Source organism: Streptomyces rhizosphaerihabitans, assembly GCF_025399795.1.
GTDB classification, from domain to species: domain Bacteria; phylum Actinomycetota; class Actinomycetes; order Streptomycetales; family Streptomycetaceae; genus Streptomyces; species Streptomyces rhizosphaerihabitans.
Genome location: NZ_JAODTZ010000030.1, coordinates 99682 through 123790, shown reverse-complemented (window position 1 = coordinate 123790; position 24109 = coordinate 99682). Strand labels below are relative to the sequence as shown.

Genomic DNA, 24109 nt, shown 5'->3' with positions numbered 1-24109 from the left:
CCACCTGGAACTGGGTGTACAGGTAGGCCTGTTGGTCTGCAGGGTCGACGAAGCGGTGCAGGCCCTCACCCGTGTTCGTGTAAGCGCAGTCCGCGACGACTGTCAGCTCGTTCGGACCCGCCGCGAGGTGCTTTAACCCGATCCGGAACTCATGGAAGACGGCGGCCGGATCGAGGGAAACGCCGTTCAGCACGACCTCGTGCACCTCCGGTGCGACCAGGTCGACGAAGGTCTCTGCCCCCGGCCGGAGGGCGTGAAAGCGGATGGTGGTCACCGACCTGAAGGTTCCTCCTTCCCGGGCGCCGGAGAGATCGAGGTGAATGTCGTATGAGTCGACGTCGAGGAACTGGGCCCGTTGCCGGGCCTCTTCGCGGGTCAGGTTCGTGCCAGACATCGAGATCACTCCTGTGCTGTGCGGCCATTCCGATAGGCGTTCCGGTCATCGCCCCATATGAGGCGGGAGCCTAACAGCGGAGCGGCGGCCACGACCGTGGGCAAATCGTCACGGAGGGCGCGAAGCAACCGGGAGGTACGGGGAATCCGCAGGGATCGGCGGTCATTTCTCGTGGTCGCCGGCGCGGCCGGCTGCTTGGATCCATTTGGAACCGGACGAGGAAAGGCCTCAGATGCGCCACTTCCGCCTCCTGGTGGCCGGAAATGCCCTTTCTGCCTTCGGCAGCTACCTGAACATGGTTTCACTGAATGTATTCATCTATCAATTGACCGGAAGTGCCCTCTCTGTCGGTGTCTTTCTGGCTGTTCGGCTGCTGGCCACGGTGGTTGCCGGCTTCGTCAGCGGGGCGCTCGTGTCCCGGTACGACGGCAAGAGGCTCTTGATGGGGTCGGACCTCGTCCAGGCCGTGGCGCTGAGCGGGACGTTTCTGGTGCCCGGTGGGGCGCGGCTCGTCGCGGTCTATGCCTTCGCGGTGGTGACCGGGGCCTGCTCCACGCTGTCGCAGATCACGTTGCGCAGCAGCATTCCGGAGATGGTGGGGGCCGAACTGCGGGCCGCTGCCAATGGATTGGTGGTCACCGGCCGGTCACTCGCGATGGTCGCCGGATTCTCGTCGGCCGGAGTGCTCACCGCGGCGTTCGGCTACTCCGCGGCGCTCCTCGTCGACGCCGCCACCTTCGCCGTGTCCGCGCTGGTCCTCTCGCTTCTGCCACTGCGCACCCGGGCGGATGCGACGACGGAGGGCACGACCGGCAAGGGGGTCACCGAGGCACCCGTCCCGACGACGCCGGCCCTGCTGCGCGCCCTGCCGGTGATCGCCGCGATGATCGCCGTCCGCGCCGTCGACGGGCTCGGGTCCTCGTCCCACAACGTGGCTCTGCCCATCCATTCGGCCGCCCTGGACGCGGCACATCCGGCCGCGTTCATCAGCCAGTTCTGGGCGACCTGGGCGATGGGGAACATCGTCGCGCAACAGGTGTGCGGGCGGTTCACACGTAAGACTGGCCGAGCGCCCGGCGAGCGCGCCTTCGCGCTGGGTGCGTGCGTGATGTCGGCCGCGTTCATTCTCGTGTTCAGCGGCCTGCCGACGCTCCCCGCCGTGTGCGCGGCGCTGCTGGCCGGCATGGCCGACGGCTTCACCGAGATCGCCTACGTGACGCGCCTACAGGAGGCGCCGGATCAGTGGCGCGGGCGAGTGTTCGGGCTGTCGGCGGTCGCCGAGAACACCGGATTCGGACTGGGGATGCTGGTCAGCGCCACCCTGCTGGAAAGCTACTCGCCGCTTGAGGTGGTGGGCGCCTTCCACGGTCTGGCCATCGCACTGTGCGTGGCGCTGCTCGCCTGGCTGGTGCCGGCGGGCCGGCGCGCCTCGAGGCCGCCCGGTGCGATCGCCGACACCCGCGCTGCCGACAGAACCGTTCACGGCTCACGAGTCGAAGGAACGAGCTCATGAAAACAGCGGACACCGCCCAGATCGCCGTCATCGGTATGTCGTTCCGCTTTCCCGGCGCCGATTCCCCCGAGAGATTCTGGGACAACATCCGGACCGGAAAGGTGTCCTTGCAGCATTTCACGCCAAGTGAACTGGAAGCGGCCGGAATTCCATCCGCCACCTACACTGCCCCAGGATTCGTGGCCGCCGGCGGCTTCCTTCGCGACATCTCGGGATTCGACGCCGAATACTTCGGGATGAGTTCCCGGGAGGCGACGGTCACCGATCCCCAGCATCGGCTGTTCCTGGAGTGCTGCCAGCACGCCCTGGAGGACAGCGGCTATCCGCAGGAGCAGGACGGTCTGTGCGTCGGCATGTTCGCCAGCACCGGCTACCACCTCTACGCCATGCAGAACTACCTGCTCAACAACGTCCTGCCCGGCGGTATCGGCGACGACTGGGTCTCCCGCATGCAGACCATGGTCGGCAACTACTGTGACTTCACGGCGACTCGGGCCTCCTTCCGCCTCGGACTGACCGGACCGTCGGTCAACGTCCAGACCGGCTGCTCCAGTTCGCTGGTGGCCGTCCAGCTCGCCGCCCAGTCGGTCCTCGCGGGCGACGCCGACGTGGCGGTCGCCGGGGCCACCGCCGTACATTTCCCGCAAGTGCTCGGCTACCAGTACGTCAAGGGCTCGATCCTCTCTCGGACGGGCGTTCTGCGCGCCTTCGACGCGGAGTCCGACGGCACGGTGGGCGGTGCCGGAGTAGCGGCGGTCGTCCTCAAGCGGCTGGACCGGGCACTGGCCGACGGCGACACCGTGCACGCCGTGATCCGCGGCTGGGGTGTCACCAACGACGGCGCCGGAAAGGCGGCGTATACGGCACCGAGCGCCACCGGCCAGTACCGGGCCATCCGCCGCGCGCTCGACGCGGCCGGGGTGGACGCCGGCACGATCGGCTATCTGGAGACGCACGGCACCGGCACCTTCAAAGGCGATCCGATCGAATTCGAGGGCGCGGCACGTGCGTTCCGCGAGGACACCGACCGTACGGGCCACTGCGCCCTTGGGTCGACAAAGGCCAACATCGGCCATCTCGACGTGTGTTCCGGGCTGGCCGGGCTCATCAAGGCAGTGCTGGTACTGCGCCACGGAGTGATCCCGCCCATGGCGGGTTTCGGCAGTCCGAATCCCGCGCTCGATCTGCGCAGCAGCCCCTTCTACATACCCGCGGGAGCCCAGGAGTGGCCGGCGGACGCCTCCCCACGCAGAGCGGGGGTCACCTCCCTAGGGGTTGGCGGCACAAATGTCCACATGATCCTGGAAGAGGCCCCGGCTCCCGCGGCGCGGGCCGTCGGCGCCGTACCGCCGCCACCGCTGCTGCCGATCTCGGGCCGTACAGAGGCGGCGCTCGCCGCCAACGCCCGCGCATTCCGCGACCGCCTGCGCCGTGCCCCGGATACCGACCCGGCCGACCTGGTCACCACGGCTGCTCTCGGGCGCCGCAGCCACCGGCACCGTCTTGTGGTCCGGGGTGCCACCCCGGACGCCCTCGCGGACGCCCTCGACGCCCATCTTCGAGGAGCCACGGCGGCGGTGGCCACGGGTGCGGCAGGCGGCGGGTTCGCGGGCGCGGCGTTCATGTTCACGGGGCAGGGCAGCACCTACCGGAACATGGCCGGACCGCTGTACGAGCGGTTCCCGGTCGTGCAGAACGTCCTGGACAGCTGCGAGGAGCTGTACCGGGCGGAGTCCGGCACTTCGCTCCTGGAGCGCATGCTGACACCGGGAGCCGCGGATCCGGTGTGGCGCACCGAGCAGGCACAGCCCGCGCTGTTCGCCCTCCAGTGCGCGCTCACTGAACTGTGGGCATCCTTCGGCATCGCCCCCAGGACCACGGCCGGACACAGTCTCGGTGAGTACGCCGCCCTGTACGCGGCGGGGGGACTGAGCCTGCGGGACGGGCTGCTGCTCACAGCGCGGCGCGGTCGGCTGACCGAGCAGCTCGGCGCACCGGGTGGCATGGTCGCCGTGGAGGCCGGCCGGGCGGATGCTGAGCGGTACGCGACGGAGGTGCCCGGTGTGGAGTACGCGGTCGGCAACGGTGAACTGCGTCATGTGCTGGCTGGTCCGGCCGCCGCCGTGGACCGGCTGCGCCGAATGCTGGACGAACGCGGAGTGCCGTGCCACCGGCTGCCCGTGGACCGGGCGTTCCACACGGCGCTGATGGATCCGGTTCTGGAGGAGTTCCGGGGCACGCTCGCCGATGTCGCGTTCCGGCCGGTACGGGTGCCGTTCATCAGTGGGATCGACGGGGCCGTGAAGCCGACCGGATGGGTGCCGGACGCAGCGTATCTGCTGCGCCAGGCGCGGCAGCCGGTGCGCTTCGACGCGGTTCTGGACGCGCTGGCGGAGTCTGGGGCCGGCGCACTGGTCGAGGCCGGACCGCACAGCACTCTGTGCTCACTGGCGCGCGAAGCGGTACCGAGCGTACGGGCGCTCCCCAGCCTGCGCCGGGGCAGTCGGCTCGAAGCGCTGTGGGAGGCGGTCGCGGCGCTGCACTGCGAGGGGGCGCCCCTTGACTGGCGGGCGCTGCTCGAAGGATGCGACGGGCGCCGTATTCCGCTGCCCGGCTACCGCTTTCAGCACAAGAAGTACTGGACAGGACCGCAGCCGACGAAGGACGGCACTGGCGAATCGACGAGGGATGGGGTCACAGTCATGGAATCGTGGTCGGTCACCGAGCGCGTGCGGCGGCACATCATCAAAGTGACGGCACGCCACCTGGGTTACTCGGAGCAGGAGATCACCCCAGACACATCGTTCTTCGACCTGGGGGCGGACTCGCTGCAGATGATCAACGTTCTGCGGGAGCTGGAGCAGGAGCACCGGGTGAAGGTGGCGATGCGGGAGCTGTTCGAGGAAGCCGCGACTCCCGGGCAGCTTGCGGAGCTGATCGTCGGCCGCACCGGCGGTGCCGGGACCGCCTCGGAATCGCCGCTGTCCGCACCGGAGGTGACACTGGCGCCAACCATCGCCACCACACCCGTCTCACCCATCCAGCCCCTGCCGCCTGAGCCCGTCTCGTTCGCGCCCGTGCAGGCCGCGCCCGTCTCGCCCGCGCCGGCCGCGCCGGCCGCGTTCGGTCACACGGAGTACGCCACGCGGGGCGAACTGGCCGATCTGACCCGCCAGGTCATGCAGATCTCACAGATCCAGCTCCAGCTGATGAGCCAGCTGACCCAGTTGCTGGCCACCGCGGTGAACGGGAGCGTGGTCAGGTGACGGGCACCGCGACCCCCGGCGTAGCCATCGACAGGGATCTGGCCGCCATGACCGAGCTCGCCCGGCGCATCGACGGCCAGCTCGGCACTCCCGGTTCCGCGGAACCGGATCCCCCGGAGAGCGCCGTGCCCTCGGTGCACGGCCCGCACGTGACCGTCTCCCGCGCTTCCGGAATGGTCGGCGAAACCGCGCCGAGCACCCAGAAAGCCCACCTCGACGACCTGGTTCGCCGCTACACGAGCAGAACACCCCGGTCGAAGGAGCTCGCCGCCCGCCACCGCCGCGTCCTGGCGGACAGCCGGGCCGTGGTCGGCTTCCGCAGCAGCACCAAGGAGATGCTGTACCCGATCGCGGCGAACCGGGCGGGCGGTGTCCGTCTGGAGGACATCGACGGCAATCGGTACGTCGACATCACCATGGGCTTCGGTGTCCTGCTCTTCGGTCATGAACCGCCGTTCGTCGCCGAGGCTGTCCGCCGCCACCTCTCCCGGGGCATCCGGCTCGGCCCTCGCGCCGAGGAGACCGGTGAGGCCGCCGAACTGCTGGCCGGTCTCACCGGCATGGAGCGCGTGGCCTTCGCCAACTCCGGCACGGAAGCGAACTCCGGGGCGCTGCGGCTGGCCCGCGCGGCCACCGGCCGCGACCTGGTGGTGACTTTCCACGGCTCGTACCACGGACACGCGGACAACGTGCTGGGCCGCGGCTCCGGCGCGCCGGACGACCGACCCACCGTGCCCGTCTCTCCCGGCATCCCGCACAGCGCCGTCGCCGAGCTGCTGGTCCTCGACTACGGGAACGAGGAATCGCTGGCCACGATCGAGCGGCACGCCGACCGCATCGCGGCCGTGGTGATCGAGCCCGTGCAGAGCCGCCACCCCTCGCTGCGGCCCGTCGCGTTCGTGCGCCGCCTGCGTGAACTGACCCGGCGCCATGGCATTGTCCTGATATTCGACGAGATGCTGACCGGATTCCGCCCCGCCTTGCGCGGGGCGCAGGAGCTGTACGGCGTCACCCCTGATCTCGCGACCTATGGCAAGCTGCTCGGCGGCGGCTACCCGATCGGGGCCATCGCCGGCCGCGCGGACATCATGGACGGCGTCGACGGCGGTTTCTGGCAGTACGGGGACGACAGCTACCCCCGGGCGGACACCACCTTCTTCGGGGGTACGTACATCCAGCACCCGGTGTCCATGGTCGCGGCCCGCGCGGTCCTCGCCCATCTCAAGGAGCAGGGTCCCGGCCTCCAGGAGCGTCTGAACGCGCGGACGGACCGGTTCGCGGCCGAGCTCAACGGATTCTTCGCGGCAGAGGAGTTCCCGCTGCGGCTGGCCCATTTCGGATCGATGTTCCGCTTCGAGCACCGGGCCGACATGGAGCTGCTCTACCACCATCTGATGCTGCGCGGTGTACACGTCTGGGAGTGGCGGAACTTCTTCCTGTCCACGGCGCACACCGACGAGGACCTGGCGGAGGTCACCGACGCCGTCAAGGGCTCACTGCGCGAACTGCGCGAAGCGGGGTTCTTTCCCGGCGGCCCGGCACGTACCCGCCCGGCTCCGGCGCTCCGCGTCGCAAGGACACATGAGCCGGGCACGGGCACGGCTCCCGAGCCGGAGAGGGTTTCCGTGGTCACCCCCCGGCCCGCTGCCCCCGACTTCAGCCTCTACTTCTTCGGCGACTATCCGGAGAACACCAGTCCGCAGGCGGGCTACGAACTGCTTCTGGACGCCGCCCGCTTCGCCGACGCCCACGGTTTCCACGCCCTCTGGACACCCGAACGGCACTTTCACTCCTTCGGCGGCCTCTTCCCGAACCCTGTCGTCCTCGCGGCCGCGCTCGCCCGCGAGACGTCCCGTGTCCGGATCAACGGGGGATCCGTGGTCCTGCCCCTGCACGACTCCATCCGCGTCGCGGAGGAGTGGTCGATGGTCGACAACCTGTCCGGAGGGCGCGTCGGCATCGGCTGCGCGAGCGGCTGGCACGCCAACGACTTCGTCTTCTTCCCCGACCGCTTCGGCCGGCACAAGGAGACGATGTACGAGCAGCTGGACGAGGTGCGCCGACTGTGGCGCGGCGAAGGGCTGTTGCGGCGCACCGGCGACGGCGAGCGCGAGGTGCGGCTGTTCCCGCAGCCCCTCCAGGCAGCAGTGCCCATGTACGCGGCCGTGGTCGGCAACCCGGACTCGTACGCCCTGGCGGCGCGGAACGACCTGGGCATCGTCACCAATCTGATGGCACAGAGCGTGGAGCGGCTCGCCGAGAACATCGCGCTGTACCGCAGGACCCGTGCCGAGCACGGCCTCGATCCGGCCGCGGGCCGGGTCGCCGTACTCCTGCACACCTATCTGGCCGACGACCACGAAACAGCACGCGCCGAGGCGTACGAACCGCTGGCGCGCTACATGCGATCGTCGCTGTCGCTCTTCGGCGGGGTGTCCAACAGCCTCGGCTACCAGGTGGACCTGGATGCCCTCAGCCCGGACGATCTGGATGTCCTGTTCCGCCGCGCCTATCACCGCTACTGCGACCAGCGGGCGCTGATCGGCACCCCCGCCTCGGTGACGCCGGTCGTCGACGCGGTCAGTGCGGCGGGGGCGGACGAGATCGTCTCCCTCGTCGACTTCGGGCTCTCCGCCGACCGGCTGCGGGCCGGACTCGGCCGACTCGACGCGCTGCGCGCCTCGTACCGGCGGAGCAGCGCTCCCGCGGACAGCGGGACCCCGCTGTCGGCCGGCCGGCGGAGTGTGTGGTTCCTTGAGCGGATGTTCCCGGGCGGGACGGCCTACAACGAGACGAAGGCGGTACGCCTGGAAGGACCGTTGGACGTGTCCGCGCTGCACTCGGCGCTGCGTGGGCTTGTGGCCCGGCACGAGAACCTGCGGACGGTGTTCCGTGACGTGGACGGCGAGCCCCGGCAGTTCGTGCTGCCCGCCGGTGAGCCGGACTTCTCCGTCGTCGACACCGCCGTCCGCGACGTGCTGGACGCGGAGGGAGCACGCCTCTTCGATCTCGCGGAAGGCCCGCTGTTCGTGGCCCGGCTGGTCCGGCTGGGCCCTGACGAGCACGTGCTGGTGCTCGCGATGCACCACATCGTGGTGGACGCCGAGTCCGCGGCCGTCATCGCCCGCGATCTATCGGCGCTCTACCGGGCCGCACGCACCGGTACGGCGGCCCCGCTGCCGGAGCTCGCGGCCGGCCACGGCGCGCGGGCGGCCACCGAACCCGCCCACGACGAGGCAGACCTGGCGTACTGGCGGGACGTGCTGGACGGCGAGCTGCCCGTGCTGGACCTGCCTGGCGACCGGCCGCGGCCCAGCACCATGACGGGCCGCGGCCGGGCCCTGTTCCGCACGCTCGACCCCGAACTCTCCGCCTCCATAAGAGAGTTGAGCCGTTCCCGTCGCGTTACCCTCTTCATGACACTGCTCGCCGGGTACGCGGCCGCACTCCACCGCGTCACCGGCCAGGACGACATCGTCGTCGGAACACCGGTGTCCAACCGCCCTGCCGGGGCAGAGGACCTTGTCGGCTTCTTCGTCAACACCGTCGCGCTGCGCCTCGATCTGTCCGGCGCCCCGTCGTTCGCCGAGTTGCTGCGGAGGGTGCGGGGGACGGCCCTGGACGCGTACGACCATGCCTCGGTGCCGTTCGAGACGGTCGTGCGGGCCCTCAACCCGCAGCGGCGCACCGATCGCACGCCGGTGTACCAGGTGCTGGCCGAGTTCGAGAGGGCAGACCCGTTCCGCTTCGACCTGCCGGACGTCCGCGCCGTCCCGCTCGATGCCGGGCCCGACAAGGCACTCACCGATCTCTCGGTGTACTTCACCGATCTTCCCGAGGGCATTCGCTGCCATCTGGAGTACAGCACCGACCTGTTCGACGAAGACACCGTCGAGGCGTTTTTCACCTCGCTGCGCGAGATCCTCTCCGCAGCCGTACGGGAGCCTGACGCCCCATCGGCCGCGCGCACGGTGGAGCAGGACGACGCCACCGTCCACGGCCTGATCGCCCGACAGGCCGCGGCGCACCCGGGGCGTACCGCCGTGGTGCAGGGAACAACGGTGTTGAGCTACCGGGAGCTGGACACACGAGCCGAGCGACTCGCCGCCATGCTCCGGGCGCACGCTGCGCAGGGGCTGGTCGCCGTGCTGCTGCCGCGGTCGGCGGACCTGGTCGTCGCGCAGCTCGGCGTGCTCAAGTCGGGCTGTGCGTACGTTCCGCTGGACCCCGCCCTCGGCGCGGCGCACGCGGAGCGCGTCCTGGCCGACTGCGGCGCGCAGCTGCTGGTGACATCGGACGCCGGGCGGGAGCTGGTGCGGCCGGTTCCGGGTATCACAGTGCTCGATGTCGCGGAGGCCTGCGACGGCGAGGCCGTGACACCGGTTCACGAAGCGTCGTCGGGCATGCCCGACGACCCCTGCTACGTCATCTACACGTCCGGCACCACCGGCAGGCCCAACGGGGTCGTCGTCACCCACCGCAATCTGGTGAACCTGTGCCGGTGGCACAAGGGGCGTTTCGACTTCTCGGCCGAGGACCGCAGCGCACTGGTGTGCAGTCCGGCCTTCGACGCCGCGGTGCTGGAGATCTGGCCGGCGCTGACCGCCGGAGCGTCCCTCGCCGTCGTCGACGAGGCGTCCCGCCTCGATCCCCCCGCCCTCGCCCGCTGGTACACCACCGAGGGCGTGACCTTCTCGATCCTGCCCACGCCCCTGGGCGAGGCGGTTCTCCAGCTGGACCTGGCGCGGCAGCCCGCCCTCCGGCAGCTGCTGATCGGCGGCGACGTCATGCGGCGCAGGCCGCGCCCCGGTACGCCGTACCGGGTCTTCAACGCATACGGGCCGACGGAGGGCACCGTTCTGTGCACCCTGGAGGAGGTCGCCCCCGCGCCACCCGGAGCCGACCCGGGCCCTGTGCCCATCGGGCGGCCCATCGACGGTGTGCGGCTGCGGGTGCTCGACGCCCAGGGCACGCCCGTCCCGGCGGGCACCGTGGGGGAACTGCACATCGGTGGCGCCGGGGTCGCCCGTGGCTACCTCGGTCGGCCGGAGGCGACAGCGAAGCGGTTCGTGGCGGACCCGAACGACGCATCGGGCGACAGCCGTCTGTACCGGACGGGCGATCTCGTGCGGTGGACCGCCGACGGCACGCTGGAGTTCCACGGACGCGCCGACGACCAGGTGAAGATCCGCGGCTTCCGAGTGGAGCCGGAAGAGGTTTCACGGGCCCTGCTCGCGCTGCCCGGAGTCCGCGATGCCCTGGTGACGGCCCGCAGGAACAGCCGGGACGAGGCTTGTCTCGCGGCGTACGTAGTCCTGTCCGAGCCCGCGGCCGATCCGCGGGCCGGATCCGCTGCCGGGCAGGACGGGGACGACCAGGCCGCCGCCGACCGGCTGTGCGCCGAGCTGGCCGAGCGGCTCCCGGAACACCTCGTGCCCCGAGCCTGGTCGATCCTGCCCGCGCTGCCGGTCACCGGGAACGGCAAGGTTGACCGGGCGGGCCTGTCGGCACCCCGGCTGGTGGCGTCCCCGGGGCCCACGGGTTCCGCGCCCGGCACGGCTCCTGCCGGGCAGGAGCCCGGCCCGGCTCCGGCCCGGGAGACGCCCGGCACGGAATCACCGGAGTTCCGGGTCCGGTTGATCTGGTCGGCGGAGTTCGACGTGGACATCGACGAAATCGGGCTCGACACCTCGTTCTTCGACCTCGGTGGCCACTCGATCACAGCCATACGCCTGCTGAACCGCGTACGGGAGGCCTTCGGCACGGACTACCCGATGGCGCGCTTCTACCAGGCACCGACCGTGCGGGCCATGGCCGCGCGGCTCTCGGAGCGGCCGGGCGCCGAGGTGCGGACGGGCGACCGAGCGGCGGGCACCCTGTGACCCGCCCACCAGGAGGAGCCGTGGCGGACCGGACCGACGAGCTGCTGGTGCGGCTCGCCGGGTCCGATGTGCGGCTCTCCCCGGACGGGCAACGGCTGCGCTACGACGGGCCCGCAGCCGCCGTGACACCGCAGCTGCTGGCCGCGCTGCGGGAGCTGAAGAGCGAGCTGCTGGTGCGGCTCGGAACTGGGCGGGTGGTGCGGAGCGGGCCGGTGACCCGGGAGCAGCGGCGGTATCTGGCCGTGCATGAGAAGGTGCCGCTTCCCCAGGTGCTCAATGTGCCGTTCCGCGTCGGCTTCGAAGGAGCACTGGACGTCTGCGCCCTGCGGGGCGCGCTCGCAGGGCTGGTACTGCGGCACGAGTCGCTGCGAACTCGGTACCGCAGGGACGGGGCTCAGTGGCAGCAGGAGGTGATGTCATCCCGCCCGCTGCTCCTGCCCGTTGAGGACCTGACGGAGGAGGACGACCCGGAGGGCGCGGCGCGGCGGATCGCGGAGAAGGAGGCGGCCGTGGCGTTCGACCCGTGCGTGGGCACCGCGCCGAGGTTGCGGCTGCTGCGCACCGGGCCGCGGGCCTGGACGCTGGTGCTCGTGCTGCACCATTCCGCCTGCGACGGCTGGTCGGTGAGTCTGCTGCTGAGTGAACTCGCGGCGCTTTACACGGCGATCGTGACGGGTCGGCCTTTGGACCTGGATTCCCGGGTGCCGCAGACGCTGGAGTACGCGCTGTGGCAGCAGGACAGGGCGGCGGATCCGGCATACGGAGCCCGCAGCCGGGCCTACTGGGCCGGTACGCTGCGCGGCCTGCGGGCCGGGCATGCTCTGCCGCTCGACCGACCGAGGCCGAAGAGGCTGAGCGGGCGCGGCGCCACGGAGTTCTTCACGGTGCCGGCCGGGACACGGCAGGCGGTGGAGGCGTGTGCGGCCCGCCACGGCACCACGGGGTTCGCGGTCTGCGCGGCGGCTTTCGGAATGCTGATGTGCAAGCTGTCGGGCCGACCGGAACTGCCCGTGGTCGCACCGTACGCGAACCGGGAACGCCGGGAGCTGGAGGCTCTCGCGGCCTGCACCGCCACCCCTTTCGTCCTGCGGCTCACCGCAGGAGACGACGCGGACCTCGGCGTGCTGGCCGCCCGGACGGGGCTCGGCGCCCTGGAGTCGATCGAGCGGCTGCTGCCGGTCTCGGATGTCGAGCCGTATCTCGCGCCCGATACCTCGACGGGGGCGGCGCTGCCGATCAGCTTTCACTTCCAGAACTCGCTCGACCTCGGACCGGGCCTCGCCCTGCCTGATGTGACGGCGGCCGTCACCCCGGTCGCCGGGGCCGCGTCCCGCGACGAGCTGGGGCTCGGACTGATCCCCGTCGGCGACGTCCTGTCCGGATACGCGGAGTTCTCCACCGACCTGTGGGACGCGGCCACGGTACGCGGCTGGATCCGTGACTACGTCGCGCTGCTCCATCGCGCGGCGGGCCTCGGAGCCGCGTCGTGAAACTGTTCTGCGTTCCGCACGCGGGCGGTTCGGCGCGGGCCTTCGACCGCTGGCGTCCATATCTGCGCCGGGGGGTGGAGTCGGTCGCGCTGGATCTGCCGAGCGCGCGCACGGCCACCGGCCTGCCCTTCGCGCAGGGGCTCGCCGAGATTGCGGAGCGAGTCGCCGAGCACGCCGCGGGCGGCCCGTACGTCCTGTACGGGCACAGCCTCGGCGGTCTGCTGACCTTCGAGACGGTGCGGCGGCTGGGGAGAGACGGCCGAGCCGGTGCATCTGTTCGTCGGAGCCGTGCGACCGCCCCGTCTGCTCACCGGTACCGGGTCCCTGCACACCTTGCCCGACCGGCAGTTCCTCGAAGCGGTGGCGGCGCTCGGCGGTGTGCCGCGGGAACTGCTGCTGCACGAGGAGGCGGTCGCCCACTTCGAGCCGCGGGTGCGCCGCGACTTTAGGATGTACGAGGAGTACCGCGCGACCCGTCCGCTGGAGCGGATCGGCTGTCCTCTCACCGTGCTGGTGGGCACGCGGGATGTGGTGACCACGCCGGAGGAGGCGCCGGGCCGGCACCGGGTGACCCGAAGGGCGGCCCGGACGGTGGTGCTCGACGGCGCGGGCGATTTCTTCCACGCCGAGCGGGCGGCGGAAGCCGTGGCACAGGTGAACCGCGCCCTGCGCGAGTCGGAGCGGGTGCCCTCGGCAGACGAGGCCTGTCAGCCCCGCCTGCCGAGGGCACCGGCACGGTGGACCGCCGGGCTGCCGTGTCCACGGGAGACCATCGATCCGGTCACTCTCCGGGCGAAGGCGGTCAGTTCGCTGCGGTCGTTCAGCCCGGTCTTGCGGCGTATGACCGCCCGGCACTCCTCCACCGTCCGTACGCCGATGTGCAGGCGGGACGCTATCTGACGGTTGGTCAGTCCATTCGAGATCATTTCCAGGACGTCCAGCTCACGGCGGCTCAACCCGGCGACGGGCTCGACCGGATCGTCATAGAGGAGCTGGCCGACGAGCTGCGGATCGATGTACATCCCGCCGGCAAGTACCGCGCGGACCGCGGAATGCAATTCTCCGATTCTGCTGCCCTTGTGAATATAGCCGTGGGCACCCGCGCGGATTGCGGACTGCGCCGCAGAGACGTCTCCCTGCGACCCGGCGACAACGATACGGAGTTCCGGAATCCGACGCAGTGCACCGGGAATCTCGGCGATGAGGTCGGCACCGAGCAGGTTGGTGCCGGCGATGAGCAGAGCGGGCGGTGCCGCCGCGAAGCTGCACCGGAGTTCCGGAATGCTTTCCACCTCTGTCACGATGCCGAACCCGCATCGTTCCGCGACGATGCGGAGCCCGCAGCGAATGAGCGGCAGATCGTCGGCAACAACAGCTCGTTTCTTCCCCGGATCGTCCGTCAATTCTGCTCCCGGCATGCAGGACCTCACAGGTGGCTTCTCATGCGAATCGTTGCTGACTCAATCGTCCGTTACGGGTCTGCCGCCGGTCCAGCGAGGACCGGTGGCAGCAACTGGCCTGCATCATCACGCCAAAGACAATTCGAACATAAGCCTCAGTGGGCACCCGGGGGTCCTGGCCGGCCGGTCGGTCGCTCACCCGGTCTCCCGTGAACCCTCCTCGGTGAATCCGACGTCGGCCACATCGTCGAGCAAGCCCCGCCGCTGGGCGGCGATGCCGGCCTGGAAGCGGCTGCTGACCCCCAGGTCCTGCATGATCGCAGCGATGTGCCGCCGACAGGTCCGCAGGGCCATCCCCATGCGCCGGGCCACCGCCTCGTCGGACAGTCCGCGGGCCATGAGCCGCAGGATCGACCGCCTGACCTCCACGACGGTGCCCTGGTAGCCCAGGTCGGAGACCTCGAACGGTGCGGCGTCCTCCCACATCTGGTCGAGCAGGCGCAGCAGGTATGCGACGACGACCCGGTCCTGGACGACGGCGGCCCCGGGAGGGCCGTTGTCGCGCGGCCGGTTGGGCAGAAAGGCGATCTTGCGATCGAAGACGATCAGCCGCTCGGCGATCTGACCCGTGGTGCGCACCTCCGCGCCGGATTCGACGATCTTGCTGACGTACGACCGGGTGGCCAGGTCTCCGCGTGCAGTGTGCTGGTACAACACCCGCATACGGATGCCCCGTTCGAGCATGGCGATGTCGCGCGGCAGTGCCTCGGCCAGAGTGCGGTGGTTCCTGGCGCCGCCCGGCTGGACGGTGACCACCTCCTCGCGGCACTCCGTGGTCGCGATACGGAGGAGACCCCGCACCTCGCCCGGGTCATCGAACACCTGGACGGCGGACCGGTCCCCCGCCTCGGCCAGATGTTCTTCATAAACCGGCAGCAGCGACAGCACCTGCGTACGCAGCAGGCGCAGCTGGTTCATCTGGGCGTGGATGTGCTCCTCCATCGGTGCCGAGAAATCGGCAGCCGCGATGTCCGGGCGCACCGGCAGTAAAGATTCCGTTTCTGTTCCGCGGCGTAAGAGCTTCAGCTCCAGGAGAGGTTCGATGGCGGCCTTCAGTTCCGCCGGCTTCATCCCCAGATCGACTACGGCGTCTTCGAGGCGAAGACTCTTGACGTGAAGCGCGTAAAGATACACGGCTGTTACGTCGTCGTTGAGTTCCTCTATTTTCGGCGTGCCCCCGTGACCCATTTTCCCCCTTTTGCCCTTGGGTCGATCAGTGCCGTCCACTTGCTGCCATTGGGTGAGTCTGGACGAGGTGCGGAGCGACGCGGAAACCTTTCGGCTACCCGCAGAGAACGTCCAACTTTTCCCGTGAGTGCAAAAGGTTTCTATTCCGAGGAGTGGAAAGTGAACCTCAAGCAAGCTTGGAAATACCCTGCCGTGGCACTGACGATCACCGTCTTGGCGTGGCTGCCCCTGAGTGCGGCAGCGAGCGGCGGACCCCAGCGCACTGACGTCCAGGCGGACACGGGGTGGGATGCGTCGCTCCTCCGCTCGGCGGACACGTTGAACGACACGGGCTGGGACTGATCCGTGCCCCATGCGACTAATCGGTGATGTGGTGGTGTCCACGACATGGACGTACTTTAACCGCTCACCGGCTTGCGCTAAGGGCTGTCCCGTAATCCCTGGTGGGTCAGCGCGCGGCGTCGGATGCTGGGGCCCCTCCCACGCCTTTCGGGCTGTGGGGGAGCGTCGCGAGGCGGCGGGTCGTCCTCGTACCGGGCGCATTCGGGCGATCCGACGACGCGGTGTGGGGGTCCCCCTGCGCGAAGAGCTTGGGGGGTGCCGTGGCTGTCGTCGTGCGCCCGCCGGGGATCACGGGACAGCCCTTGGGCGCTCTTCGCCGGCCTATTCGGCACCGAAACCACGCAGACGGGGCGACGGCATGCATGCCGTCGCCCCGTCCGCGTGAACGAAGCTGCTACCTCCGCCGTTCCCTGCCGCTCGTCACGAGGTCGGCCGTGTCGGTCGGAGCTGGTGCGGGGCGCTCGTCGGAGCCCAGCGGATCTCCCAGGGCCACCGCCCGCTCCAGCCAGATGCCCGCGAGCAGCGAGGTGACGACCGCGTTGAGGATCAGGGCGGTGAACACCTCCGGGCTGACGATCTGTGCGTCGTAGGCAAGCGTCGCCATGACGATGCCGGGCCCGCCGCGTGCGTTCATGGCTACCGCGAGATTGACCGACCCGGACCGGGCGTGGCCCGCCAGCCGGGCGCCGCCGTAGACGCTCAGGGCCTTCACCGCACACGCGAAGACGAGGAAGCCGACGACGAGCACCGGCGCGAAGTGGGCGACGAGATCCAGCTTGAGGCCGACGATCGCGAAGTACATCGGGATGAAGAACCCGGAGGCGAACCCCCTGACGGTCCGCACGGCCGGCGAGTCCTGGTCCCCGCGGCCGAAACTGACGCACAGTCCCACCGCGAAGGCTCCGAAGACCGGCGCAATCCCCAGGAAGACACAGAGTCCCGCGACGGCCAGTACGAGGACCAGCAGCACCGACACGCCGGCGGACGACAGGACGCCGGGCCGCGTCCTGTCCGCCGCGGCCCCGCGGGGACCCAGCCCCCGGCCGACGAGCGCGACGAGCCCGAGGAAGCACACCGAGGCGACGGCGTGGTACGCGGCGGACTCCCCGCCGGCGCCGACCCCCAGCAGCGCGGCCGCGCCGAATCCGTCGGCCTTCCCCTGGTCGGCCATTCCCAGGGCGACGCTGATCAGCACGTTGAGGACGACGTCCTCCAGGACCGCGACGGAGAGCACGATCCGGGCGAACGCGGTCCGGATGATGCCCAGGTCGAGCATGATCCGGGAGATGACCGGGATGCTGGTCACGGCCACCGAACAGGCCACGACCAGGGTGAACGCGGTGGCGTCGCGTGCCGGGCCGTAGAACGGTGCGGCATCGACGGCCTGTACGAGGAGACCGGCGAGCAGGAACGGCAGCACCATGCCGACCACGGCGATGACCGTCACGGCGCGGGCGTCCCGGCGGCAGAAGACGCTGCGCATCTCGGACCCGGCCATGAACATGAGCAGGATCGAGCCGAGCTGGGAGGCCAGTTGGAGGGCGTCCGCGGCGGGACCGCTCGACTGAAACAGCCAGGACTGAGCGCCCGGGGCCACCACGCCCAGGAGAGTCGGCCCGAGCAGCAGGCCGCCGACGATCTCTCCGATGACGCTTGGCAGCCGGAAGCGGGCGAACAGCCGGCCCATCGCATGCGCCGCCCCCAGGAGGAGCGCGAACAACACCAACACTCGGAACAGACTCTCCTGGTCCATGCGACTAGCCCTCGCCGACCGACACGAGTGCCGGAATGCCCGGCCCGAGCAGCTCCGCGGCCCCATCGGCGCGGGGTGCCTCCAGCGCGAGACGGGACGCCACGGCCGAGGACGACCCGGTGTACTTGCCGCGGTAGCCGACCGGTTCGCCCTGCATCGACCAGAAGGCGAGCTTCCCGATGATCATTCCGGGGTAGATCCGTACCGGATGGGCGACCTGCATCTCCAGGGTCCAGGGGAACACCGCGCCGCTGTGCCCGAGCGGGGCGGAGAACTGGATCCAGATGCCCAGCGTGGACGCCGACCTGCACGCGTACAGGGTGGCCGCGTAGTGCGGGCTGCCCATGGCCTCCATGGTTCCGCCGAGGTAGAAGCGGCCGGGCTCCAGCAGCATCCCCTCCTCGCCCATGGTGGTGTGGTTGGTCTTCGGGGACTCGTAGCAGTCGATGACCTCGTCGTCGTACCAGAGGATGTCCTCGGCGAGCCGGAAGCCGTAGCTGTTCGGCTCGATGCGCTCCGGGTCGAAGTCGTCGATGTGGATGCGGCCGGCCCGCACCTCGGAAAGGATCTCGGGTCCGCTGAGTATCACAGCCAGCTCCTCAACAGGTCGTGGACGGCGGTGCGGCAGGCGGCGATATCGCCGCTGTTGTCGATCACGGCGTCGGGCTCGATCAGGTCGATCTCACGGGTGGAGCGGTCGGCGCGCGAGGGATCGCCCCGTTCCGCGAGGCGTTTGAGCCGGATGTCCTCGTCGCAGGTGATGCGCAGCACGCGAAAGCCGTGCCCGCGCAGGACCGGGGCATCGACATGCGGGTCGCGCAGGTCGTCGTTGACCACGACCCGTGCCCGTACCGACGCGAGCCGTGCGGTGAAGTCGTCAGCCAGGGAGGTGGGGTTGATCCGGCGCATCGCGTCCGCGAGCGCTTCCATGAGGATCTGGTCCTGAACGCCCTCGGCCAGCGGGACGGCGGCTCGGCGGTAGACCTCGGCCTGCAAGTCGTACAGGGGAGTGGCGAGCTTGACCCGCGCGTGGGAGATGCCCCGTGCGCGGGCGAACTCCTCGATCAGACCGGCGCAGGTGGACTTCCCGGTGCCCGCGGGCGCGACCACCGTGATCCGCAGCGAGGTCATGCGCCCACCTCCGCCGCGCCGACCCGGCCGGCGAGGACCGCGTCAGGTTCGACGTCCAGCGTGCCACGCAGGCGGATCATGTCCACGTACGGCAGATCGTCGCGGAGCTCGGCGAGCGACCTGTAGAAGTGCTGGTAGTCCGGGACGAGGTGGGACTGCCAGGTGAAGAAGGTGGTGTCGACCTGCCGGTCGACGATCTTGTTGAGCTGTGCCCAGCGCTCGTTGTCGTCGGTCACCCTGCGCACGGACAGCGGCTCGCCCGGCCGCACCTCGGGCAGCAGGATCGCCGCCAGCGGCTTCGGTTCGGCGGAGAACGGTGTGCCAAGCCACGACTCGAAGACGTCCGGGTCGATGAGGATCTTGTGCGAGTCGTCGTACTCTTCCAGCCGCGCGTCGACGTGGGCGCGCACGAGTTCCGTGAGCCGTGCGTGGGCGCGGATGGTGCCGACACCGACGTACGGGTAGTCGCGCCACGGGTGCACCACGACCCGGCCGTCCTCCCGCGTGCAGAACAGCTTGTCGCCGGTGAAGTACCGCCACTTCGGGTCGCGGAGCGCGGACAGCAGGGTCGTGGTCTTGCCGGCGCCCTTCGGCCCGGCGATGACCACCGCCCGCTCTCCGTCGTGGATGCCGGAGGCGTGCAGGACGACTGTGCCGTGGTTCTCCTCGTTGCGGATGACGAGGTCGCGTACGAAGTCGATGATCTGGACGGTGGAGTCCGCGGTGATGCGGATCTGGAAGACGTTGTCCTTCGCCACGTCGACCGGGGTGTCCAGCAGGGTGGCGCGGTTCACGTAGAGCCGACGCCCGCCCTTGTCGACCACATGGGCGTCGAAGTTGAACTCCCGTGCGTTGCTGCGGCGGATCACCGACTGAGGGACGTCCCACACCTCCGGCCGCACATCGGTCCTCGGATCGTACGGGGCGACCTTTATGCGGAAGGTCGGCTCCTGCTCCGGGCGGTCCTGCGGACCGTCCGTGATCAGATGCCGGAAGAAGCGCTGCACGGGCGCGAACACGTCTTCCGCCGCCGGATCGATGTCGAACCGGACCACCGTGTTGATGAAGTCGAGCTGGCGGATCACGGGCGTTCCTCTCGTAGAGTCGCGGTCAGTGCCCGCAGCAGGGCATCGGCATGGGCCTGGAACGACTGGGACCAGATCGGGTCGAGCAGCGGAGCCAGCCCGTCCACCCCGAGGTGAAAGCTGACGGTGAGCGAGACCCGGGAACCGCCGGGCACCTCCGTCACCGACCAGCTGCCGGACAGCTCCTCCAGATCACCGGTCACCTGCTCGAATCGCAGCCGGGGTCCCGGCTCGGCGAACTCCCGCTGCACCCACGAGACTTCGCTGCCATTGAGCAGCACCCGCCACGCGGTCCTGCGGGTGGCGTCGCTTGCGGACGGCAGCGGCTCCACGGCGCGGACGTGCCCCGCGCGGGAGGCGACCGCCTTCCCTCCCTTGAGTACGGACCAGGCCTCGTCCGGATGCACTCCCGCGAGGTCCATGTCCGCCTGGATCACAGGCATTGCAGCTGCCTTTCTTGTCGCGCCGGATCAGGCGTCCTTGATGAACGGGGTCAGAAAGCCGATGTCCAACCCGGCGCCTCGGGCCAGCCCGGCCCAGGCGCGCAGGGTGACCAGCATGTCCCGCTGGCCCTGGGCGACAAGCCGGTCGGGCAGCTCGCCAGGGAACTCCTCCAGCAGGCGCTCCCACAGCACGAAGATCTGGTCCACCCGGCACGAGTCGGCCCCGAACTCCTCGTCGAGACCGAAGATCTCGACCAGCTCCGGGCCGGAGGCGCCGACGAGCTCGTGCAGCCCGTACTCCAGGGCCAGGGCCAGACAGTGCGCGTCACCGGACGGGACCCGGCCGGCCAGCCGCTGGTCGATGTCGGCGAGCTGTTCCAGCAGCCGCAGCTTGGCCGACTGCTGCATCTGCGGCTGCTCCACACCTCCTTCCAGGTCCTCGACGTAGGCGCGGCCCTCCGCGAGCATGAGCCACGCCACCTGGACCCAGGTCTCGACGGCGTGCGCGGCGGGCAGCACATGTCCGGCCCGCACACCCGGCAGGACCGTCACCTCCCGTGCGGCTTCGGGCAGGGATTCCCGGACGGCGGGGCTCATGCGGTCTCCTCTTCGACGTAGTCGATCTCCAGCCGGTACGCGCCCGCCCGCAGGGAGCGCAGCAGCCGTGCGGCGGCGCCGGCGTCCAGGCCCGCCAGGTCGGCGAGGGCGACGGGATGCGCGAGCGGCAAAGCCTGCTCGCCCTGGCCCGGCAGCACGAGGCCGCCGCCCGCAGCCAGCAGCATCGAGGCGCCGGGCAGGAACGCGTGGGTGCGTGCGCCGTCCACGGGGACACAGCGGATCGTGATCCGCGCCGCGGTGTCCGTCGCCCCCGCGGTCTCCTCCGCGAGCGCGAGGTATTCAGGCGCCATCGGGCGTTCGTCCGCGGCGTCCAGCAGCACGCTGCCGATCTGCTTGCGCAACCGCTCCACCTCGGACGCGACGGCCTGAGTGCGGGCATCGCGCCAGCCGGCCTCGCGGACCAGCCGGGCCCAGCGCAGCAGGTACCACTTGCGGGTCGTGTAGACGTCGCTGTGGTCGGACAGCAGCGCGTCCATGAGGTGCAGCAGCGTGTTGAAGGCATAGCCCACCCGTCCACGCCGTTCGCCCGCGGCTTCCGCGAGGGACAGGTGCACCACCTGCTCCAGCGCCGAGTGCAGTGCCGCCCGGGACCAGACCGTGCTGAGCGCGGGCAGCCAGTCCAGGAACGGTGCTTCGCCGTCCAGCGTGATGCCGTTGACGATCCGCTCGGTCTGCTTGCGGCGCGGCTCGCGCTCCTTGTCCCAGCGGCGGAAGCCGGTGATGGTCCCGCCGGGTTCGCGCGCGGCCAGTTCGACGAGATGGTGCAGGTTCGCTTGCAGCTCGGCGCGGGAGAACGAGACCACCTCCAGGTGGTGCCCGCCCTCGAAGATCTTGGTCGAGATCCGGGGGCCGGTGATCGGCTTCTCCTGGATGCGGATGAAGTCCAGGTCGCTCGTGGAGTTGGCCAGGCCGTGCACGGGCGAGCTGGTGAGGAGCAGCAGCCCCTCTCCGACGCGTTCCCTCATCAGGCCGGAGAGCCACTGCGGCGACAGGCCACGGTCGGCGAGGAAGCCGGAGACGTGCGCGCTGCGCTTCGAGACGAGTTCCGCCAGCGGAACGGTGAGTGGTGATGCCACACAAGTGCCCAAGACCGGGTCCTTCGTCGAGAGGTCGGATACGGGGAGGCCCAGCTGTCGTGCGACAAGCCGGGAGGGCAGGGTGTTGTCGACGACCGGGGGACCGGAGCCCGGCGCGATGCCCGGTGCCACCGCCGCGAAGACGGCATGCAGCCGACTGCTGCCGGTGTTGACGACATGGGCACCGGGCTTGGGGGTCCGGCGGACCACCGGCCCGTCGGCACCGGAGGCCGCCGTAGGCTGGTAGTCGTCCGCCAGCGCCACGTACACGGGCCCGATGCCGTCGGCGGCCTCGGGGGCGAGCGGACCGCCGTCCTCGTCCAGGAAGCGGGCCACGACCCGGGTGCCGGTACCGGGGTCGGTGATGTCCTCCAGTACCCGCATGGCCCGTTCCAGCTCCGCGCCGGGTTCCGCGGACGCTGCCGGGCCGGCCCACAGGGAGCCGTTGTTCGCCGGGTGGTAGTAGACCGCCGAGCGCTCCGGCTCGACCGCCCCGTCCGGGCCGCGGGCCGCCAGGCCCGCCCGGATCAGCTGCTCGTTGAGGTGCACCAGATGAGTGCTGCCGACCATCCCGTGGTCCGCGCCGAGCAGCACGGTGTCGCCCGGCCCGGCCCGGTCCAGGACCCGGTCCAGGACGGCGTCCGCCCACCGGTAGCAGCGGGTGATCCTCTCCCACGCGGTGTCGGCGATATCCGGCCGATGGGCCGCGCTCTGGGGGTCGCACCAGCCGAGCAGTTCATGGCCTACGTCGTCGGTCATCGGCAGGTAGACGACGACCAGATCGGCCGTGTGCGCGGCGAGCACCGCGTCGACGGCCGCGCCGAAGGAGCGTGCCACGCACTCCACGGACGAGAGGAACACGTCCTCCGCGCTGCCGTCGCCGCCCTCGGCGAGACGCGGCCCGAAGGCCCCGGACCGGTACAGCGGGCCCACGCCCTCGCCGGCGAACGGATACGCGGAGGCGGACCTCAGCGCGTCCACCACCGCATCGTCGCCGCCCGCGAACCGCGGCCGCCAGACACCGGTGTGGACCACGAGCGGCCCCTCCGCGCCCCGCACGTACGCCAGCCAGGTGCCCGGGGCATCCTCTGCCGCGGCGAGGCGCAGGGGATGCCAGCCACCGCCCGGTACGAGGGTGACGCCGGCGCCGTCCGCGGTGCGCACTGTCACCGGACCGCCCGGCTCGGGATCGGAGACCTGGAGCACGTACGGTCCCAGCTGCCACGGGCGGGTGCGCCCGCCGCCGGGCCGCACCGCGAACACATCGTGGCGGACCACCCGGCGGCTGTACGCCTCGACGGCCGCGTCAACGTACGGGGCGGTGGTGTCGGACGCGCCGAACACCCAGGGTGTGTGGACGAACGCGCCGCGCAGACCACGATCGGCGAGCGCGTCCCACACCGGCCGCACCGCGGGGAACTGCGGTGAGAAGCCGCTGACATGACTCCACGGATCGTCACTTCCCCCGCCGGGCACGGTGAATCCGGTCACGCCGTGCTCCCTCGGCCAGCTGCCGGTGAACAGAGTGGCCAGTGACGGCGGGGTCTGGCAGTTGGGCCGGGCCGGCCGGGCCGCGGCGAACGTCCCGAGGCGACGGAGCCGACCGACGGCGGGTAGCGCACCCTCCCGGTCCAGCCGGTCCACCACCCAATGCGCCGCCGCGTCCCACACCACCCAGTACACGGTCATGCTGCCGTCAACTCCCTCAACAGCGCGGGCACATCGGCGACGGAGTCGACTACGTGGTCGGCCTCACGGTGGCTGCCCTCCGCGAGCTGATCGGCGTACTTCCCGGTACGGACCTGCACGGTCCGCAGTCCGGCGGCCCGCCCGCCCGCGATGTCCGTCGTCGCATCGTCGCCGACCACGACGCAGCCGTCCGGATCAGTGCTCAGCGACGCCGCCGCCAGGGCGAAGAAGTCGGCCGACGGCTTGCCGAGCACCCGTGCGGAGACCCCCGCCGCGTACTCGAGGGCGGCCACCACCCCACCGGTGTCGATGTGGTCGCCGTCGGCGCTCTTGAAGTAGCGGCCGCGCTGCAACGCCACGAGCTCCGCGCCCGTGCGGAGCGCCCGAAACGCGCCGTCGAGCGCCGGGTAGTCCAGCGTGTCCCGGCAGTCGCCGACCAGGACGTGTGTGTACGGGCCTCCGTCCGGCGTGCCGAACCCCGCCCGCAGCGCACGCGACACCAGCGGGTACACCCGGGCGTCCGGGGTGCCGGTGAGATACGCCCGCGCTGCGAGCACCGGCGTGAACAGCTCCTCCTCGCGTACGTCCAGGCCGCGGTCCGCGAGCGCGGCGAGGATGTCCTCGGCCGGCCGGGAGTCGGTGTTGGTGAGGAACCGCAGGGCGAAGCCCAGTTCCCGCAGCTCGGCCACGGCCTCCGCCGAGCCGGGGATGCGTGCGCCCTTGGCGTGCAGGGTCCCATCGAGGTCGAGCAGCACGGACCGGGGAGAGGTGACCGCCAT

General features: G+C 70.5%; 15 protein-coding genes and 1 pseudogene. 5 read left to right on the top strand and 11 right to left on the bottom strand.

The genetic code is table 11. The annotated features are described in order from the left end of the window. Positions 1–394, bottom strand: a pseudogene (locus tag N4G66_RS27310) (aminopeptidase N); the annotation flags it as partial. A 232-nt stretch (positions 395–626) separates the two neighbouring features. Between N4G66_RS27310 and N4G66_RS27305 the strand changes: the two are divergent. Genes N4G66_RS27305 through N4G66_RS45975 form a run of 5 tightly spaced genes read left to right on the top strand, consistent with a single transcriptional unit; the run spans position 627 to position 12994 of the window. Further along, a complete protein-coding gene (locus N4G66_RS27305; protein ID WP_261706866.1) occupies positions 627–1907 on the top strand; it encodes an MFS transporter in 1281 nt (426 codons plus the stop codon). Beyond that, positions 1904–5173: a type I polyketide synthase gene (locus N4G66_RS27300; protein ID WP_261706865.1), complete on the top strand. Its 3270-nt coding sequence runs from the start codon at positions 1904–1906 to the stop codon at positions 5171–5173. The genes N4G66_RS27305 and N4G66_RS27300 overlap by 4 nt, the downstream gene beginning before the upstream one ends. 47 nt (positions 5174–5220) lie before the next feature. Beyond that, positions 5221–11055 carry a MupA/Atu3671 family FMN-dependent luciferase-like monooxygenase gene (locus tag N4G66_RS27295; protein ID WP_449343319.1) on the top strand — a complete coding sequence of 1945 codons (5835 nt, stop codon included), beginning with the start codon at positions 5221–5223 and terminating at the stop codon, positions 11053–11055. 20 nt (positions 11056–11075) lie between these two features. Further along, entirely contained in the window at positions 11076–12545 is a 1470-nt protein-coding gene (locus N4G66_RS27290; protein ID WP_261706863.1) for a condensation domain-containing protein, read from the top strand. Then, on the top strand, positions 12542–12994 hold the full coding sequence (locus tag N4G66_RS45975; protein WP_391858886.1) for a thioesterase II family protein: 453 nt from the start codon (positions 12542–12544) through the stop codon (positions 12992–12994). Before N4G66_RS27290 ends, N4G66_RS45975 begins: the two co-directional genes overlap by 4 nt. Before the next feature lie 258 nt (positions 12995–13252). Here N4G66_RS45975 and N4G66_RS27285 read toward each other — a convergent pair whose 3' ends face one another. The 10 genes from N4G66_RS27285 to N4G66_RS27240 all read right to left on the bottom strand — a co-directional run bounded on the left by N4G66_RS27285 (position 13253) and on the right by N4G66_RS27240 (position 24109). Further along, complete coding sequence (locus N4G66_RS27285; protein ID WP_261706862.1) at positions 13253–13948, bottom strand: response regulator transcription factor; 696 nt, start codon at positions 13946–13948, stop codon at positions 13253–13255. Between the two features lie 192 nt (positions 13949–14140). Continuing rightward, positions 14141–15076 carry a helix-turn-helix transcriptional regulator gene (locus tag N4G66_RS27280; protein ID WP_261706861.1) on the bottom strand — a complete coding sequence of 312 codons (936 nt, stop codon included), beginning with the start codon at positions 15074–15076 and terminating at the stop codon, positions 14141–14143. Between the two features lie 853 nt (positions 15077–15929). Further along, positions 15930–17288, bottom strand: a complete 1359-nt coding sequence (locus N4G66_RS27275) for a cation:proton antiporter (protein ID WP_261706860.1) — start codon at positions 17286–17288, stop codon at positions 15930–15932. A 4-nt stretch (positions 17289–17292) separates the two neighbouring features. Further along, positions 17293–17877, bottom strand: coding sequence for a dCTP deaminase (locus tag N4G66_RS27270; protein ID WP_261706859.1), 585 nt, complete (start codon positions 17875–17877; stop codon positions 17293–17295). Continuing rightward, positions 17874–18419 (bottom strand): hypothetical protein, encoded by a 546-nt coding sequence (locus N4G66_RS27265; protein ID WP_261706858.1) that lies wholly within the window; start codon positions 18417–18419, stop codon positions 17874–17876. The genes N4G66_RS27270 and N4G66_RS27265 overlap by 4 nt, the downstream gene beginning before the upstream one ends. Further along, a complete protein-coding gene (locus N4G66_RS27260) occupies positions 18416–19504 on the bottom strand; it encodes a hypothetical protein (RefSeq protein WP_261706857.1) in 1089 nt (362 codons plus the stop codon). Before N4G66_RS27260 ends, N4G66_RS27265 begins: the two co-directional genes overlap by 4 nt. After that, complete coding sequence (locus tag N4G66_RS27255) at positions 19501–19947, bottom strand: SRPBCC family protein (protein WP_261706856.1); 447 nt, start codon at positions 19945–19947, stop codon at positions 19501–19503. Before N4G66_RS27255 ends, N4G66_RS27260 begins: the two co-directional genes overlap by 4 nt. 27 nt (positions 19948–19974) lie before the next feature. Further along, a complete protein-coding gene (locus N4G66_RS27250) occupies positions 19975–20544 on the bottom strand; it encodes a DUF6031 family protein (protein ID WP_261706855.1) in 570 nt (189 codons plus the stop codon). After that, the gene (locus N4G66_RS27245; RefSeq protein WP_261706854.1) at positions 20541–23330 is read right to left on the bottom strand and encodes an alkaline phosphatase family protein; all 2790 of its coding nucleotides are present in this window, start codon (positions 23328–23330) and stop codon (positions 20541–20543) included. Before N4G66_RS27245 ends, N4G66_RS27250 begins: the two co-directional genes overlap by 4 nt. After that, the gene (locus N4G66_RS27240; RefSeq protein ID WP_261706853.1) at positions 23327–24109 is read right to left on the bottom strand and encodes an HAD-IIA family hydrolase; all 783 of its coding nucleotides are present in this window, start codon (positions 24107–24109) and stop codon (positions 23327–23329) included. Before N4G66_RS27240 ends, N4G66_RS27245 begins: the two co-directional genes overlap by 4 nt.

What these genes read in the sequence shown, in the direction of transcription:
- N4G66_RS27305 (WP_261706866.1), top strand. Translation starts at nt 627, where the DNA reads ATGCGCCACTTCCGCCTCCTGGTGGCCGGAAATGCCCTTTCTGCCTTC.
- N4G66_RS27300 (WP_261706865.1), top strand. Translation starts at nt 1,904, where the DNA reads ATGAAAACAGCGGACACCGCCCAGATCGCCGTCATCGGTATGTCGTTC.
- N4G66_RS27295 (WP_449343319.1), top strand. Translation starts at nt 5,221, where the DNA reads ATGACCGAGCTCGCCCGGCGCATCGACGGCCAGCTCGGCACTCCCGGT.
- N4G66_RS27280 (WP_261706861.1), bottom strand. Translation starts at nt 15,076, where the DNA reads ATGAAGCCGGCGGAACTGAAGGCCGCCATCGAACCTCTCCTGGAGCTG.
- N4G66_RS27275 (WP_261706860.1), bottom strand. Translation starts at nt 17,288, where the DNA reads ATGGACCAGGAGAGTCTGTTCCGAGTGTTGGTGTTGTTCGCGCTCCTC.
- N4G66_RS27265 (WP_261706858.1), bottom strand. Translation starts at nt 18,419, where the DNA reads ATGACCTCGCTGCGGATCACGGTGGTCGCGCCCGCGGGCACCGGGAAG.
- N4G66_RS27255 (WP_261706856.1), bottom strand. Translation starts at nt 19,947, where the DNA reads ATGCCTGTGATCCAGGCGGACATGGACCTCGCGGGAGTGCATCCGGAC.
- N4G66_RS27250 (WP_261706855.1), bottom strand. Translation starts at nt 20,544, where the DNA reads ATGAGCCCCGCCGTCCGGGAATCCCTGCCCGAAGCCGCACGGGAGGTG.
- N4G66_RS27245 (WP_261706854.1), bottom strand. Translation starts at nt 23,330, where the DNA reads ATGACCGTGTACTGGGTGGTGTGGGACGCGGCGGCGCATTGGGTGGTG.
- N4G66_RS27240 (WP_261706853.1), bottom strand. Translation starts at nt 24,109, where the DNA reads ATGGCGGTCACCTCTCCCCGGTCCGTGCTGCTCGACCTCGATGGGACC.